This window comes from uncultured Reyranella sp., from assembly GCF_945957355.1.
Lineage (GTDB): Bacteria > Pseudomonadota > Alphaproteobacteria > Reyranellales > Reyranellaceae > Reyranella.
The window spans coordinates 68152-82858 of record NZ_CAMFKM010000005.1; the positions used below are offsets into that span (position 1 = coordinate 68152).

15 protein-coding genes are annotated in these 14707 nt (G+C 65.8%); 7 read left to right on the forward strand and 8 right to left on the reverse strand.

Going from position 1 to position 14707, the window contains the following annotated elements:
• Window positions 1–46 precede the first annotated feature (46 nt).
• From Q0Q48_RS10030 to Q0Q48_RS10040, 3 genes are all read right to left on the reverse strand, one after another.
• Window positions 47–307 carry a hypothetical protein gene (locus tag Q0Q48_RS10030; protein ID WP_295137019.1) on the reverse strand — a complete coding sequence of 87 codons (261 nt, stop codon included), beginning with the start codon at window positions 305–307 and terminating at the stop codon, window positions 47–49.
• Window positions 308–396: 89 nt separating this feature from the next.
• Window positions 397–1449, reverse strand: coding sequence for a glycosyltransferase family 1 protein (locus tag Q0Q48_RS10035; protein ID WP_295137021.1), 1053 nt, complete (start codon window positions 1447–1449; stop codon window positions 397–399).
• Between the two features lie 4 nt (window positions 1450–1453).
• Window positions 1454–2266, reverse strand: coding sequence for a UDP-2,3-diacylglucosamine diphosphatase (locus Q0Q48_RS10040; protein ID WP_295137023.1), 813 nt, complete (start codon window positions 2264–2266; stop codon window positions 1454–1456).
• A gap of 123 nt (window positions 2267–2389) precedes the next feature.
• On the opposite strand from Q0Q48_RS10040, the gene Q0Q48_RS10045 reads away from it, so the two are divergent.
• From Q0Q48_RS10045 to Q0Q48_RS10075, 7 genes are all read left to right on the forward strand, one after another.
• Window positions 2390–3325 carry a diacylglycerol kinase family protein gene (locus Q0Q48_RS10045; protein ID WP_295137025.1) on the forward strand — a complete coding sequence of 312 codons (936 nt, stop codon included), beginning with the start codon at window positions 2390–2392 and terminating at the stop codon, window positions 3323–3325.
• A gap of 141 nt (window positions 3326–3466) precedes the next feature.
• Complete coding sequence (locus Q0Q48_RS10050) at window positions 3467–4135, forward strand: TetR/AcrR family transcriptional regulator (protein ID WP_295137027.1); 669 nt, start codon at window positions 3467–3469, stop codon at window positions 4133–4135.
• Window positions 4136–4241: 106 nt separating this feature from the next.
• A complete protein-coding gene (locus Q0Q48_RS10055; protein WP_295137029.1) occupies window positions 4242–5483 on the forward strand; it encodes a branched-chain amino acid ABC transporter substrate-binding protein in 1242 nt (413 codons plus the stop codon).
• A gap of 54 nt (window positions 5484–5537) precedes the next feature.
• Entirely contained in the window at window positions 5538–6485 is a 948-nt protein-coding gene (locus tag Q0Q48_RS10060) for a branched-chain amino acid ABC transporter permease (protein ID WP_295137031.1), read from the forward strand.
• Window positions 6482–7759 carry a branched-chain amino acid ABC transporter permease gene (locus Q0Q48_RS10065; protein ID WP_295137033.1) on the forward strand — a complete coding sequence of 426 codons (1278 nt, stop codon included), beginning with the start codon at window positions 6482–6484 and terminating at the stop codon, window positions 7757–7759. The genes Q0Q48_RS10060 and Q0Q48_RS10065 overlap by 4 nt, the downstream gene beginning before the upstream one ends.
• Window positions 7756–8508, forward strand: a complete 753-nt coding sequence (locus Q0Q48_RS10070) for an ABC transporter ATP-binding protein (protein WP_295137035.1) — start codon at window positions 7756–7758, stop codon at window positions 8506–8508. The genes Q0Q48_RS10065 and Q0Q48_RS10070 overlap by 4 nt, the downstream gene beginning before the upstream one ends.
• A 13-nt stretch (window positions 8509–8521) precedes the next feature.
• Complete coding sequence (locus Q0Q48_RS10075; protein WP_295137615.1) at window positions 8522–9217, forward strand: ABC transporter ATP-binding protein; 696 nt, start codon at window positions 8522–8524, stop codon at window positions 9215–9217.
• A 212-nt stretch (window positions 9218–9429) separates the two neighbouring features.
• Here Q0Q48_RS10075 and Q0Q48_RS10080 read toward each other — a convergent pair whose 3' ends face one another.
• The 5 genes from Q0Q48_RS10080 to leuA all read right to left on the reverse strand — a co-directional run bounded on the left by Q0Q48_RS10080 (window position 9430) and on the right by leuA (window position 14568).
• Window positions 9430–10650 carry a lytic murein transglycosylase gene (locus Q0Q48_RS10080; protein ID WP_295137037.1) on the reverse strand — a complete coding sequence of 407 codons (1221 nt, stop codon included), beginning with the start codon at window positions 10648–10650 and terminating at the stop codon, window positions 9430–9432.
• Window positions 10651–10663: 13 nt separating this feature from the next.
• Window positions 10664–12241: a TldD/PmbA family protein gene (locus Q0Q48_RS10085; protein ID WP_295137039.1), complete on the reverse strand. Its 1578-nt coding sequence runs from the start codon at window positions 12239–12241 to the stop codon at window positions 10664–10666.
• A gap of 16 nt (window positions 12242–12257) precedes the next feature.
• Window positions 12258–12527 (reverse strand): hypothetical protein, encoded by a 270-nt coding sequence (locus Q0Q48_RS10090; RefSeq protein WP_295137041.1) that lies wholly within the window; start codon window positions 12525–12527, stop codon window positions 12258–12260.
• A gap of 4 nt (window positions 12528–12531) precedes the next feature.
• On the reverse strand, window positions 12532–12774 hold the full coding sequence (locus tag Q0Q48_RS10095) for a hypothetical protein (RefSeq protein ID WP_295137043.1): 243 nt from the start codon (window positions 12772–12774) through the stop codon (window positions 12532–12534).
• Between the two features lie 75 nt (window positions 12775–12849).
• Window positions 12850–14568, reverse strand: coding sequence for a 2-isopropylmalate synthase (gene leuA, locus Q0Q48_RS10100; RefSeq protein ID WP_295137045.1), 1719 nt, complete (start codon window positions 14566–14568; stop codon window positions 12850–12852).
• Window positions 14569–14707: the final 139 nt, after the last annotated feature.

A 14707-nucleotide genomic window follows, 5' to 3' on the forward strand; every position in this document is an offset into this window, starting at 1 on the left:
CCGCTTGTGACTTCAACCGGTTACGCGCCGGCGCTCGGCGGCAGGATCAGCCGCCGCCCTTCTCGCAGACGAAGGCCTTGAAGGTGATGATGTCGCTCGGGACGCCTTTCTTCTTGCAGTAGGCTTCGAACTCGTCCGGCGTCACCGGCACCATCTTGATGGCATGGCGGCGGCTGCGCCAATCGGCCATGCGGCTCATCTCCTTCATATGCCAGTCGGCATAGGAGCTGAGAGGATAGTGCTTCACGGTGCGCTGCAGCACCTCATGGTCGGATGCGGTCACCTTGGCGAAGTACTGGATGGCCATGCCGGTCTGCCCTCAGGAATACGGACGCCGCATCTACCCTCCCCCGGGGGTGGGCTGCAACCCACAATGAGAGGGGCTGCCATGTGTCGCTAGGGCGCGGCGGCGTCGGGCAGGACGCGATTGCGCAAGGGCTGCCAATGGCTGCGGGGAATGACCTTAAGCGTGTCCAGGAACTGATGCGCACAGCGCTGCCAGGTGAAGGTTTCCGCATGGCGGCGGCAATCCTCGGGATCGCGCGGGAAGGCGGCCAGGCAGGCGGTGCGCAGGTCCCTGTCGAGGGCGCCAACCCTGGGATCGGTCACGACGTCGAGTGGTCCCGGCACGGGGTAGCCGGCGACCGGTACGCCGGAAGCTAGCGCCTCGACCATGACCAGGCCGAACGTGTCGGTGACGCTCGGGAAGACGAAGCAGTCGGCCTGTGAATAACGATACGAAAGCTCATCGGTGTCGACCGAGCCGAAGAAATGCGCGTTCGTGTAGCGGCGCTGCAGCGACTTGAGCTGCGGGCCGCCGCCCACCACCCACTTGGTGCCGGGGAGGTCGAGTTCGAGGAACGCCTTGATGTTCTTCTCGATGGCGACGCGGCCGGCATAGAGCCAGATCGGCCGCGGCTCCTCGAACTGCTCGCGCGGCTGCGGCCTGAAGGCGGTGATGTCGACGCCGCGCGACCACGGCACGAGGTTCCTGAAGCCGCGTTCGGCCAGCTCGTCGCGGATCGCCGGCGATACGACCAGCACCGCCGAGGACGGCGCGTGGAAGCGGCGCACGAAGGCGTAGCTCCACGAGAGCGGCACGAAGATGCGGGCGCGGACATATTCCGGGAAGCGCGTGTGATACGCGGTCGTGAAGGGAATGCCGTGACGCCGGCAGAAGCCCCGCGCGGCCCAGCCGAGCGGTCCCTCGGTGACGAGGTGGATGGCATCGGGCGCGAACAGCTTGAGCATGTGGCTGAGCCGCGAGGAGGGAAACAGCGACAGCCTGATCTCGGGATAGGTCGGGCAGGGCAGGGTGCGAAAGCGATCGGGGCCGAAGACTTCGACCTCGTGGCCTTCGGCACGAAGGATGCGCGCGATCGTCTCCAGCGTGCGGACGACGCCGTTGATCTGGGGCCGCCAGGCATCGGAAACGATGGCAATACGCAAGAGTCTACTCCGCGGCCAATTGAACGGGGGCCAATGGCAGGCGCGACTCGCGACGGGCCACCTCGTCCGCCCAATGGACGATTCGCAGGCGGCCGTCGAAATCCTCGACCAGCGCCGTGCAGCTTTCGACCCAGTCGCCGTCGTTGCAGTAGAGCACGCCGTCGATCATGCGCGTCTCGGCGTGATGGATGTGGCCGCATACGACGCCGTCGACGCCGCGGCGCCGGGCTTCGCTCGCGACCGCGTTCTCGTAGTCGTTGATGAACTGCACGGCGTTCTTGACGCGGTGCTTCAGGAAGGCCGAGAGCGACCAGTAGGGCAGGCCGAGCTTGCGGCGGCCCCAGTTGAAGATCGTGTTGAGCCGCAGCGCCGCGGCATAGGCCCAGTCGCCCAGGATGGCGAGCCAGCGGGCGTAGCGCACGATGCCGTCGAACTGATCGCCATGGATGACAAGCAACTTCCGGCCGTCGGGCGTCTCGTGGATCGCCTCGTTCTCGACGCGCACGTCGCCGAAGGTGAGCTGGCAGTATTGACGCGCCGCCTCGTCGTGATTGCCGGGGATGTAGACCACGTTGGTGCCCTTGCGGGCCTTGCGCATGATCTTCTGCACGACGTCGTTGTGCGCCTGTGGCCAGTACCACCAGCGTTTGAGGCGCCAGCCGTCGACGATGTCGCCGACCAGATAGAGATGCTCGCTTTCGTTCTTCCGGAGGAAGTCGAGCAGCAGTTCGGCCTGACAGCCGCGCGTGCCGAGATGGATGTCGGACAGGAAGATCGCCCTGTGGCGGGCCGGCTGGTTTCGCTCGCGAGGCGTCATGATGAGGGCACGGTCATGTGGAAAGTGTCGACCGACACAAAATATGTTGTGCGCGATTGCGCGGTACGCATTGGATTGTGTATGGGAGCCGTTGCGTGGAGGTGTATTGGTTGTGACAGTCCGATGACATTCGCCCAGGCAACCCACCCGGCGAAATCAGTGCTCCTCATCCTCAATCCGACTGCAGGCCGCCGCCGCCGCGGTCTGGTCGATGCGGTGGTGCGTCGCGTGCGTTCCCTGGATTGGACTGTCGATACCGTGGAGACGACGGCCTCGGGCGATGCACGCCGCCTTGCCGAAACATGCGACGCCGGACGTTACGGTGTGATCGCAGTCGCCGGCGGCGACGGGACGATCAACGAGGTGGTGAACGGGCTTGCCGCCCGCGCCGCTACGGCGCCGCCGCTGGCCATCGTGCCGCTGGGCACCGCCAACGTGCTGGCGCACGAACTCGGATTGGGCTCCACCGCGTCGGCGCTCGCCGGGGCGATCACGGCCGGCCGCGAGATTCTCATGCATCCAGGCCGGGCCAGCGGGAGCGGTCTTCCCCGCTGCTTCTCCCTGATGGCCGGCGCCGGCTTCGACGCCAAGGTGGTGGCGGGGGTCAGTGCGCCCCTGAAGCGCCGTTGGGGAAAGGTCGCCTATGTCTGGCGCTCGCTGATCGAGGCGAGGCGCTACCGGCCGGTACGGTATGCCGTGGAGATCGACGGCGTCGCGCACGAGGCGGCGTCGGTGATCGTGACGCACGCCCGTCACTATGCCGGCCCCTATATCGTGGCGCCGGAGGCATCGCTCGACGGCCCGCTGCTGCATGTCTGCCTGTTCGAGCGCTGGGGCTGGATGCACGCGCTGCGCTTCGGCGTGGCGCTCTTGCTGGGGGCACTGCCGCGGACGCAGGGCTATCGTGTCGTCGCGGGCCGCGAGGTCCGGATCTCCGTCCTGAACGACGCCGGCGAACGGCGTCGCCAACCCGTCCAGATCGACGGTGACGACGCGCTGACCCTGCCCGTGTCGATCGGCCTCTCGACCGAGGCCGTACGACTGCTGAAGCCGGCCTGATCTCGGGTTTCTGCCCCGTCCTGTGCGAGGCGCCGCCGAACGGTCTATCCTCGCTTCGCACGGCGTTGAACAGGGGGCGTTTGCCGTGGAAGTTTACCCGGCGACCGATCGAAAGGCTTCAGTTTGTCTACAGCAGTGAAAATGCGGCGCAGGAGTTCGGCGAAGGCCGAGCAGCGCGCGGCGACGATGGACCAGATTCTCGATACCGCCGAGTACCTGTTCTCGAGGCATGGATTCTACGGCGTCACGCTGAAGGACGTCGCCAAGAGCGTTGGCGTGCATCACACGCTGATCAACTACTACTTCGAGGACAAGAAGAAGCTCTTCGAGGACGTGTTCGCGCGGCGGGCGGTGGTGACGAGCCAGCGGCGCATGAAGGCGCTCGACGACTATGCGCGGGAGGTCGGGGACTCTCCGACGGTGGAAGGCGCATTGCGGGCCTTTCTCGACACCGACCTCGATCTCTATACCGAAGGCGGTGAGGGCTGGCGCAACTATGGCGCGCTGGGTGCCCAGGTGGCGAGCACGCCCGAATGGGGTGCGCAGATGATGGACGAGCACTTCGATCCGGTGGTGCTGCGGCTGATCGGCCTGCTCAAGAAGGCCCTGCCCGAGTGCGCGGAGGCGGACATCTTCTGGGGCTATCACTTCGTCACCGGCGCCCTGATGCTGACGCTCGCCAAGACCGGCCGCATCGACAAGCTGTCGGGCGGGTTGTGCCGCTCGGACGATTACGCCGCCGTGAAGGAGCGCATGGCGACCTTCATGGCGGCCGGTTTCCTGTCGGTCTGTTCGCGCCGGAAAGGCTAACCGGCAAGGAAAGCAGGCAGGTCGCACTTGCATCGTGCGGGTTAATTCACTAGTGAGTGAATGAACAAGAGAAGAAAAAAACAACCACTAGGGAAGGAACGAGACCATGCGCGCACGCAGCGGTATTTCCATTCTTCTTGGCCTGGTGCTGGGGATCGCCGGACTGGGCGGCGCCTCGGCGCAGCAGACGATCAAGGTCGCCTATACCGATCCACTCTCGGGTCCCTTTGCCCAAGTGGGCGACGCGAACCTGAAGCAGATGCAGTACATCATCGACTTCATCAACGCCAAGGGCGGTGCGCTCGGCAAGAAGTTCGAGCTCGTCCCGTTCGACAACAAGTCGCAACCATCGGATGCGCTGATCGCGCTGAAGAGCGCGACCGACCAGAACATGCCGTTCATCATGCAGTGCAGCGGCTCCAACATCGCCGCCGCCCTGATCGACGGCGTGAACAAGCACAACGATCGCAATCCCGACAACAGGATCATCTACCTGAACTGCGGCGCGGTGGCGCCCGAACTGACCAACGAACAGTGCAGCTTCTGGCATTTCCGCTTCGATCTTCACGCCGCGATGAAGGCCGAGGTGATGGTCCGCGCCCTGCCCAAGGACACGACCAAGGTCTATCTCATCAATCAGGACTACCTGTTCGGCCAGTCGGTGCAGCGCGAGCTCAGGAAATACCTCGGCAAGCTTCGGCCCGACGTGCAGATCGTGGGCGACGAGCTGATCCCACTCGGCAAGATCAAGGACTTCTCGCCCTACATCACGAAGATCAAGGCTTCGGGCGCGCAGGCGCTGATGACCGGCAACTGGGGCCCGGACATGAACCTGCTGATCAAGGCTGGCGTCGATGCCGGTGCAGACCTGCGCTACTACACCTTCTACGCCCATCTGGCCGGCGGCCCGACGGCGATCGGCGCGGGCGGCGACGGCCGCGTGCTGTCGGTCATGTCCTTCGGCGAGAACGTGGCGCCGGAAATCGGCAACAAGGAGGCCGAGGCCTTCACCAAGGGCTTCCGCGAGAAGCACAAGTTCGACTTCTCGGCCGCCGGCTTCCGCACGATCTTCGAGTACCTCCAGGCGGCTACCAACAAGGCTGGAGCCGTCGACGCCACCAAGATCGCCTATGCGCTGGAAGGCATGACGATCCGGGACTTCCTCGGCTTCGAGACGACGATGCGCAAGGACGACCATCAGCTCATCAGCGAGTACTTCGTCGGTACCTTCAAGAAGGGCGTGAAGTATGACGCGGAAAACACCGGCCTCGGCTGGGCGACCGCGGCGACCGTGCTCGCCAAGGACGTCGACCAGCCGAACAGCTGCAAGATGAAGCGCCCCCGCTGATCATCCGGTGCCCGCCCCAACCGGGGCGGGCGCTCATTTCCGGCGGTCGGTGCCATGGAAGTCTTCGTCGTCTCGCTCCTCAACGGCCTCGTCTACGGCATGTTGCTGTTCATGCTGGCGAGCGGTCTCACGCTCATCCTCAGCATGATGGGCGTGCTGAACTTCGCCCATGCCAGCGCCTACATGCTGGGGGCGTATTTCGCCTACACGATCAGCCTCTACGTCGGCTTCTGGCCGGCTCTCATCGTCGCGCCCGTGTTGTGCGGGCTGGTCGGTGCGGCCATCGAGATGTGGGGGCTGCGGCGGGTGCATCGCCACGGCCACATCGCAGAACTGCTTTTCACTTTCGGTGTCGCGCTCATCATCGAGAAGGGCGTGCAGATGACCTGGGGGCTTCTGCCGGTGCCGTACCGGGTGCCGGAACTGCTCGACTTCCCGTTGTTCCACATCTACGGCACGCAGTTCCCGGCGTACCGCGCCTTCATGCTGCTGATCTCGGCCCTGATGTTCGGCGCGATCTGGCTCGGGCTCACGCGCACCCGCGTCGGCCTCGTCATCCAGGCGGCGCTCACGCATCCCGAAATGGCCTCCGCGCTGGGCCACAACGTTCCACGCATCTTCACCCTCGTCTTCGCCGCCGGCACCGCGCTGGCGGGGCTGGCCGGCGTCATCGGCGGCAACTATCAGGTCACCGAGCCTGCCATGGCCTTCACGATGGGGCCGATCGTCTTCGTCGTCGTCGTGTTCGGCGGCCTCGGCTCGCTGACCGGTTGCTTCATCGCCTCGATCCTCATGGGCCTGATCCAGACCTTTGCCGTCGTCTTCGACGTATCGCTCGCCGATCTGCTGGCGAAGTTCGGCATCACCGTCACCGCCAGCACGCCCTTCGCGGAGATCCTCACCGTGACGCTGCCGCGAATCGGCGCGCTGCTGCCGTTCCTGATGATGGTGCTGATCCTGGTGTTCCGTCCGCGCGGCCTGATGGGAACCCGCGACACATGAGCCTGCTTCGCCGAAACTGGCTGTGGCTGCTGGCGCTCGTCGTCCTGCTGGCGTTTCCGTTCCTGTTCTACGACTGGACGAAGGGCCGTCATTCCGGATTCGCGCTGACGCTGATGAGCGAAATCGGCGTCATGGCGATCTTCGCGCTGTCCTTCAACATGCTGATGGGCCAGGCGGGCCTGCTCTCGTTCGGCCATGCGGTGCTGTTCGGGCTGGGCGCCTACTGCGCCGCCCATGTCGTCAACCTGGTCAAGGCGGGCACGATCTGGCTGCCGACCGAGCTCGTGCCGCTGGCCGGCGGGGTGGGCGGCCTCTTCTTCGGCTTCGTCCTGGGCTGGCTGGCGACCAAGCAGCGGGCCACCGCCTTTGCCATGATTACCATGGGCCTGGGCGAGCTCGTTTCCGCGGCTGCGCTGATGTTCATGGGGTTCTTCGGCGGCGAAGGCGGCATCACCATCGATCGCGTCATGGACACCAGCCTGCTTGGCGTGCGCTACACGTCGCCCTGGCAGGTCTATTGCCTCGTCCTCGCCTGGGCCTTCATCGCCGCCGCCTTGATGCGGCTGCAGACCCATACGCCGCTCGGCCGGATGGCGAACGCCGCGCGCGATAACTTCGAGCGCGCACAGTTCGTCGGCTACGACCCGCGGCGGATCCGGTGGATACAGTTCACCCTGGCAGGCTTCTTCGCCGGCATCGGCGGCGGACTATACGTGCTGATCTACGAGATCGTCACCTTCGACACCGTCTCGGCGGCCAAGTCAGCCAATGCCCTGCTGGCCGTCTATATCGGCGGCGCCGGGGCGTTCTTCGGACCCATCCTCGGCACCATCGTGGTGGTGTTGCTGCAGAGCGGCGTCAGCCTGCTCAGCAACGCCTGGCTGCTCTATGTCGGTGTGCTGTTCATCGTCATGGTGATGTATGCGCCGATCGGGCTCGTCGGCCTGATCGGCCTGCATGCGCCGATCTGGCGGGCGGGCCGGCTGCGCGAGCTGTTGCTGCCCTATCTGCGGGCACTGCCGCCGGCCCTCATGGTCCTGCTGGGCTTCGTGCTGCTGGTCGAACTCACGTCCTTCACCACCATTGGCGCCGCGCAGGGCAAGCACTTCGCGATCGCCGGCCGGGCGATCGACACCACATCGCCGTTGCCCTGGGGGATCGCGCTCGTGGCCCTGGGGCTGGGCGCGCTGTGGCTGCGCCGCGAGGCGCGCGCGTTCCGCCTGCGATGGGACGCCTTGATGGAAGACGCCAGGCGGCAGGCGGGTGCATCGTGAGCGCGCCGGCCATCGAGCTGCGGGACGTCTGCAAGAATTTCGGCGCCACCGAGATCATCCGCGGCGTCAATCTCGGCATCGCCCGTGGGGAGCGCCATGCCGTGATCGGCCCGAACGGCGCCGGCAAGACGACGCTCTTCAACCTGATATCGGGACGGTTTCCGATCAGTTCGGGCACCATCACCGTCAACGGCAAGTCCACCGCCGGCCTGCCGCCGCAGGAGATCAACCGGCTCGGCCTCTCGCGCAGTTTCCAGATCACCTCGATCTTCCCGCGCATGACGGTCTTTGAGAACATCCGCTGCGGTCTCTTGTGGTCGCGTGGCTATCGCTATTCCTTCTGGCACCTGCTGGGCGGCCAGAAGGCGCTGAACGAAGAGGCGGACCGGCTGCTCGACCGGCTGAAACTCGGCGACCGCCGCAACGTGCAGGCGGGTCTTCTGTCCTATGCCGAGCAGCGGGCGCTCGAGATCGGCATCACCATCGCGGGCGGCGCCGACATCATCCTGCTCGACGAGCCGACCGCCGGCATGAGCCACAGCGAGACCGACGCCGCCGTCGAGCTGATTCGCGGCGTGTCGGAGGGCAAGACGCTGCTCATGGTCGAGCACGACATGAGCGTGGTGTTCGGCCTCGCCGACCGAATCAGTGTGCTGGTCTACGGCGAGGTCATCGCCTCGGACACGCCGGCCGCCATCCGCGGCAACGCTGCCGTGCAAGAGGCCTATCTCGGGACGATCGCGACATGAGGGCGGCGCCATGATGCTCGAGGTCCGCGACCTGCATGCCCTGTATGGCAAGAGCCATATCCTGCAGGGCGTCGACCTCGCGGTCGACGAAGGCGAGATCGTGAGCCTGCTGGGGCGCAACGGCGTCGGCCGCTCGACCGCCTGCAAGGCGATCATGGGGCTGGTCCCGCCGGTCGGACAGATCAGCTTCAAGGGGCGGCCGATCGCCGGGTTGCGGCCCGACCAGATCGCCCATGCTGGCGTGGGCTATGTCCCCGAGGACAGGCAGGTGTTCCCCGGCCTGACGGTGAAGCAGAACCTCGAACTCGGACTGAAGCGCGCGGGTGTCTTCGGGCGCTGGACCTTCGACGACGTCTTCTCGCTGTTTCCCAATCTCGGCAACCGGCAGGACAATCCGGCCGGCGTGCTGTCCGGCGGCGAGCAGCAGATGCTCACGATGTGCCGCACGCTGATGGGCGATCCGGACTTGGTGATCATCGACGAACCAACCGAGGGCCTGGCGCCCAGGCTGGTCGAGCAGGTCGGTCGCCTGCTCGACGAGATTGCCCGGCGCGGTACGGCGATTCTCCTGGTCGAGCAGAAGCTCACCATCGCGCTCAAGATCTCCCACCGCCTCTACGTCATGGGCCACGGACGCATCGTGTTCAGCGGATCTCCCGCCGAACTCACGGCCAACGCAACAATTCGCAAGGAGTGGCTGGAGGTCTGATCGCCTCCTCGATCGATTTCCCTCGCTAGGGTCTTTCCGGTCGCGAAAAATCCTGTCGTTCCCAATAACGCCCTCACCCTGAGGAGCGGTCCGCAGGACCGCGTCTCGAAGGGTGGGCACGAGCACCACGTCTGTTGTCCATCCTTCGAGACGCACGCCTCTGGCGCGCTCCTCAGGATGAGGGTGGTGTGTGAACTTGAAACGGAAAGACGCTAACGCACAGCCTGCAGGCGACGCACCGATTCCTGGGTCGGGTGGCCGTCGGCCGGCAGGGCCTGCTGCTGCTGGAAGAGGCGCAGCGCCGAGCGGGTCTTGGGTCCGAGCAGCCCATCGGCCTCGTCCTTGTAGAGGCCGAGGCGCGCCAGGCGCATCTGCATGTCGATGACGGTGTCGCGCGAGATCGGCGCATCGTCGGCCGGCGCCGGCTGCTGCACCGGCGGGCCGCCTGCGATCTGGCGGGCGAGGATGCCGACCGACAGCGCGTAGAGCGTCGAGCGGTTCCAGTTCATCACAGCCTTGAAGTTCGGGTAGATGATGAAGGCGGGCCCGCGGAAGCCGGCGGGCAGCAGGATCGAGGCGGCGTCGTCGACGGCGGGCAGCGCACCGCCGTTCATCTTCTTCACGCCCATCGAAGCCCACGTCTTTACCGGCTTCTCGACCGTCGTGTCGGCCTGGTCGAGCGGGAAGTTCGCCGGCAGCATCACTTCTTCGCTCGACGGGAGGCCCGGCTTGAAGCCGATGCCGCGCAGGAAGTTCGCCGCCGAGGCGAAGGCGTCGGGCAGGCTGTTCCAGATGTCGATCTTGCCGTTGCCGTCGCGATCGACCGCCCATTTGGTGAAGGTCGAGGGCATGAACTGCATGTTGCCCATGGCGCCGGCCCACGAACCGCGCATCTGGTCGCTGGTCATGTGATTCATGTTGAGGATGCGCAGCGCCTGGACGGTCTCGTTGCTGAAGAACTCCCGGCGCTTGGTCATGCAGGCGAGCGTCGCGACGGAGCGCACGACCCGGAAGTCGCCCATGTAGGTGCCGTAGTTCGTCTCGATGCCCCAGAAGGCCATCAGGTACTGCGGCGGCACGCCGTACTCGGCCTGCAGCTGATCGAGCAGTGCCCGATGCTGCGCCATCTTCTGCTGGCCCTTCTGGATGCGATCGAGCGACACCGTGCCGCCGACATACTTGGCATAGGTGAGCGAGAATTCAGGCTGGCGGTTGTCGAGGTCGACGACCTTCTGGTCGGGCGTCAGGCCCTGGAAGGCGCGATCGGCGACCTGCGCCGGCACGCCCTGCTTCAGCGCATCGGCCTTGATGTTGTTCAGGCAGTCGCGGAAGCCGCCATCCTGGGCTTCGGCGGGAGCAGCCCCGAGGAAGACGGGGCTGCAGAGAAGAGCCGTCGTTGCGGCGATAATTCGTGCATTGGGCATGAAGGACATGCCCGGCAGTTTATCACGAGCCGGCGACGGTCAGCCCTTCAATTCTGACGGTCGGGGCGTTGGTCGAGCTCTTGAACTCCAGGTCGTTCGCGGCCGTCATGTTGAGGAACATGTCCTTCAGATTGCCGGCGACGGTGATGCCGCTCACCGGCCAAGCCAGTTCGCCGTTCTCGATCCAGAATCCCGACGCGCCGCGGCTGTAGTCGCCGGTCACGCCGTTGACCCCGAAGCCGATCAGGTCGGTGATGTAGAGGCCGCTCTTGATGTCGCCGATCAGCTCCTTCACCGAAAGCTTGCCCTTCTCGAGATAGAAATTCGAGGTGGTGGGCGAGGGCGGGCCTGAGACGCCGCGCGAGGCGTGGCCGGTCGGTGCGAGGTTGAGCTGGCGGGCGGCCGCGAGGTCGAGCAGCCAGGTGGTGAGCACGCCGTCGTCGATCACGGCGCGGCGCGAGGTCGCGAGGCCCTCGGCATCGAACGGGCGGCTGCCCAGACCGCGCTTGCGCAAGGGATTGTCGAGGATGCGGATGCCCTCGGCGAAGACGCGCTCGCCCATCTTGTCCTTGAGGAACGAGGTGCCGCGCGCCACGGCGCGGCCGTTGATGGCGCCGGCGAGATGGCCGATCAGGCCGCCCGAGACGCGGCGGTCGTAGATCACCGGCACCCGCGCGCTCTGCGCCTTGCGCGGGTTGAGACGACGCACGACGAACTTGCCGGCGTTGCGGCCGACCTTGGCGGGCGCCATCAGGTCCTCGAGATGGACCGCGCTGGTCCATTCGTAGTCGCGCTCCATGCCGGTGCCCTCGCCACCCAGTACCGAGCAGGAGAGTGAGAAGCCGCTGCGGCTGTAGCCGCCGGAGAAGCCGTTGCTGGCGGCGAGCATGACCGAGGTTCGGCCCCAGCCCGCCTCGGCGCCTTCCGAATTGGTGACGCCCTTCACGGCGCGCGCCGCATCCTCGGCCTCGCCTGCCATGGCCAGCAACTTCCTGGCCGAGGGGCGCGTCCGGTCGTCGAGGTCGAGGTCGGGCCACGAGCGGGCCAGCAGTTCCTCGGGGGCGAGGCCGCAGGTCGGGTCCTCCGGCACGGCGCGCGCCATGTCGACGGCGCGGCTGGCCAGTTCGCGCAGCGAAGCGGGCGCGAAGTCGGTCGAGGAGACGAAGGCCTGACGCCTGCCCACGAAGACGCGCAGGCCGAGGTCGCGGCCTTCGCTGCTCTCGAGCTTCTCGCGCTTGCCCAGTCGCTGCGCCACCGAGATCGACTCGCCGTTGACGTAGAGCGCGTCGGCGGCGTCGGCGCCGAACTCCTTCGCCCACTTCAGCAGGTCGGACAGGAGATTGGCATCCGGTGCACCGGTCGGTCGCGTGTTGCGCGCGATCTTCGCGGCGGCCTTGGCAACGGGCTTGCGCGTCATCTTGGGTGACGGGCGCCGGACAACCTTCGGGGCGGCCTTCGCGACCTTCTTCTGCGCTGGTCTCTTAGGCGCTGCCTTTTTGGGCGCTGCCTTCTTTACCACCTTCCGGGTGGCGGGCTTAGCCGGCTTCTTGGCCGGCTTCTTCGGGGAGGATTTCGGAGCGGTCTTTTTCGCTTTGGCCATGGGGCCGTTCTACGCGCTATCGGCCCGTGTCGTCGAGATAGTAGGAAAAGAACAACACACCGGTTGCGGCGATGCCGAGTGTCCAGAAAAAGGCGCGCACGATGTCGGCGACTATCGTCTGGTCGGGCCACAGGCGGGTCACCGCTTCGGCGCCGAACTGGTAGCCGAGCAGGCCGATCATCGTGCCCAGCATGAGCGAGATCGCGGCGTTCCATAGATGACGAACGCCGCGCCGGATCGGCCCTTCCTGTCGCCGCAGGGCGGCGGTGGGCTCGGGAGGCAGCATGCGTTCAGTCGCCCGCGTAGTTGATGCCGGCCTCGGTCTCGTTGATCGCGGCGTTGACCAAGTTGATGGCGCGGTCGCGATGGCCGCCCTTGTTGGGACGCGCCTGGATCAGCTCGGCGCGGGCCGCCTGCAGGGAGCTGAGGGCCGCCTGCATGTTGGGCTGGTTGGCTCCGGCGGCACAGGCTCCGATGACAGCGCCGATCGCGAGGCTGACCGCTGAAACCTTCACGGACGAACTGATCTTCATCTCTCACTCCAAACGGAAACGGGCGGGGAATCCCCCGCCCGTGATGCTAATCGTTCGCAACGCCGTCGCGTATGATTATTTCGCGGCCGCGGCCCGGTTTGCGGCCGACGTGACGGCCTTGAGCGAGGCGGCCACGATGTTCGAATCCATGCCGACGCCCCACAGGACCTTGCCGTCTGCGGTCTCGGCCTCGATGAAGCTCACGGCCTGGGCGTCGGAGCCGGCGCCCGTGGCGTGCTGGTGATAGTCGCGCACCCGGATCTGGATGCCGCAGTTCTTGCCCAGCGCATCGACATAGCCCGCGATCGGGCCGTTGCCGCGGCCCGAGATGGTGGCCGGCTTGCCGTTGAACGTCACCTTTGCATCGAGAAGACGCACGTCGGGATGGCTGGAGTCCGGTACCGTGGTGTGGCTGTCGAATTCCACCGGCGAGGCGTTCTCGAGATACTCCTTGCGGAACGTCTCCCAGATCAAGGCCGGCTGGATCTCCTTGCCCGTCTCGTCGGCGATCTGCTGGATGCGCTTGGAGAACTCGACCTGCAGGAGGCGCGGCATGTCGATGCCGTAGTCGCTCTTGAGGATGTAGGCGATGCCGCCCTTGCCCGACTGGCTGTTGATGCGGATGATCGCCTCGTAGCTGCGGCCGAGATCGGCCGGGTCGATCGGCAGGTAGGGCACCTCCCAGACCTTGCTGTTCGACGCGTCGAGCGACTTGAAGCCCTTGTTGATCGCATCCTGGTGCGAGCCGGAGAAGGCGGTGAAGACCAGGTCGCCACCATAGGGATGGCGCGGATGGACGGGCAGCTGGTTGCAGTATTCGACCGTCTGGCGGATCTCGTTGATGTTCGAGAAATCGATCTCGGGGTCGACGCCCTGCGTGAACATGTTGAGGCCGAGCGTGACCAGGTCGACGTTGCCGGTGCGCTCGCCGTTGCCGAACAGGCAGCCCTCGATGCGGTCGGCGCCGGCCATGTAGCCGAGCTCCGCCGCCGCCACGCCGGTACCGCGGTCGTTGTGCGGATGCAGGCTCAGGATGATCGAGTCGCGATCCTTGAAGTTGCGGTGGCACCATTCGATCTGGTCGGCATAGACGTTGGCCGAGGACATCTCGACCGTGGCCGGCAGGTTGAAGATCATCTTCTTCTGCGGCGTCGGCTTGTAGATGTCGGCGACGGCCGCGCAAATGTCGCGCGCGAACTCGAGCTCGGTGCCGGTGAAGCTCTCGGGCGAATACTCGAACACCCATTCGGTCTTCGGATCGGCATCGGCCAGTTGCTTGACCAGCTTGGCGCCCGACACGGCGATATCGATGATGCCGGCCATGTCGAGGCCGAACACGACGCGGCGCTGCAGGGTCGAGGTCGAATTGTAGAGATGGACGATGACGCGCCGGGCGCCGCGGCAGGCCTCGAAGGTGCGCTCGATCAGCTCCGGGCGGCTCTGCGTCAGCACCTGGATGGTGACGTCGTCGGGGATCATCTTCTTCTCGATGAGTTCGCGCACGAACTCGAAGTCGGTCTCTGAGGCGGCGGGGAAGCCGACCTCGATCTCCTTGAAGCCCATGTCGCAGAGCAGCTTGAACATCCGGGTCTTGCGGTCGGAGTCCATCGGCTCGATCAGCGCCTGGTTGCCGTCGCGCAGGTCGACGGCGCACCAGATCGGCGGCTTGGTGATGACGGCGTTCGGCCATTTCCGGTCGGGGAGGGGCACGGGCTTGAAGGGCACGTACTTCTCGGCCGCGATCGGCATCATGGGCTTCTGGGGATTGGTAGCGTGAGAGTTTTGGGATGACATGACGTAGCTCCTCGCGCCGCGCACGGCCGTATGGCTCAAACGAACACTGCGATGGATGAAATGGAGGCGGCGACTGGTTGGGTGAACAGAGACGAACGACAAGCGATCCGCAGGGCCCTTCCGGTATTCCCGGTCGGGC

Bases quoted from the DNA above. Each gene is read 5' to 3' on its own strand.
- Q0Q48_RS10030 (WP_295137019.1), bottom strand. From the start codon at position 307: ATGGCCATCCAGTACTTCGCCAAGGTGACCGCATCCGACCATGAGGTG.
- Q0Q48_RS10040 (WP_295137023.1), bottom strand. From the start codon at position 2,266: ATGACGCCTCGCGAGCGAAACCAGCCGGCCCGCCACAGGGCGATCTTC.
- Q0Q48_RS10045 (WP_295137025.1), top strand. From the start codon at position 2,390: ATGACATTCGCCCAGGCAACCCACCCGGCGAAATCAGTGCTCCTCATC.
- Q0Q48_RS10050 (WP_295137027.1), top strand. From the start codon at position 3,467: ATGCGGCGCAGGAGTTCGGCGAAGGCCGAGCAGCGCGCGGCGACGATG.
- Q0Q48_RS10055 (WP_295137029.1), top strand. From the start codon at position 4,242: ATGCGCGCACGCAGCGGTATTTCCATTCTTCTTGGCCTGGTGCTGGGG.
- Q0Q48_RS10060 (WP_295137031.1), top strand. From the start codon at position 5,538: ATGGAAGTCTTCGTCGTCTCGCTCCTCAACGGCCTCGTCTACGGCATG.
- Q0Q48_RS10065 (WP_295137033.1), top strand. From the start codon at position 6,482: ATGAGCCTGCTTCGCCGAAACTGGCTGTGGCTGCTGGCGCTCGTCGTC.
- Q0Q48_RS10075 (WP_295137615.1), top strand. From the start codon at position 8,522: ATGCTCGAGGTCCGCGACCTGCATGCCCTGTATGGCAAGAGCCATATC.
- Q0Q48_RS10080 (WP_295137037.1), bottom strand. From the start codon at position 10,650: ATGTCCTTCATGCCCAATGCACGAATTATCGCCGCAACGACGGCTCTT.
- Q0Q48_RS10085 (WP_295137039.1), bottom strand. From the start codon at position 12,241: ATGGCCAAAGCGAAAAAGACCGCTCCGAAATCCTCCCCGAAGAAGCCG.
- Q0Q48_RS10090 (WP_295137041.1), bottom strand. From the start codon at position 12,527: ATGCTGCCTCCCGAGCCCACCGCCGCCCTGCGGCGACAGGAAGGGCCG.
- Q0Q48_RS10095 (WP_295137043.1), bottom strand. From the start codon at position 12,774: ATGAAGATCAGTTCGTCCGTGAAGGTTTCAGCGGTCAGCCTCGCGATC.
- leuA (WP_295137045.1), bottom strand. From the start codon at position 14,568: ATGTCATCCCAAAACTCTCACGCTACCAATCCCCAGAAGCCCATGATG.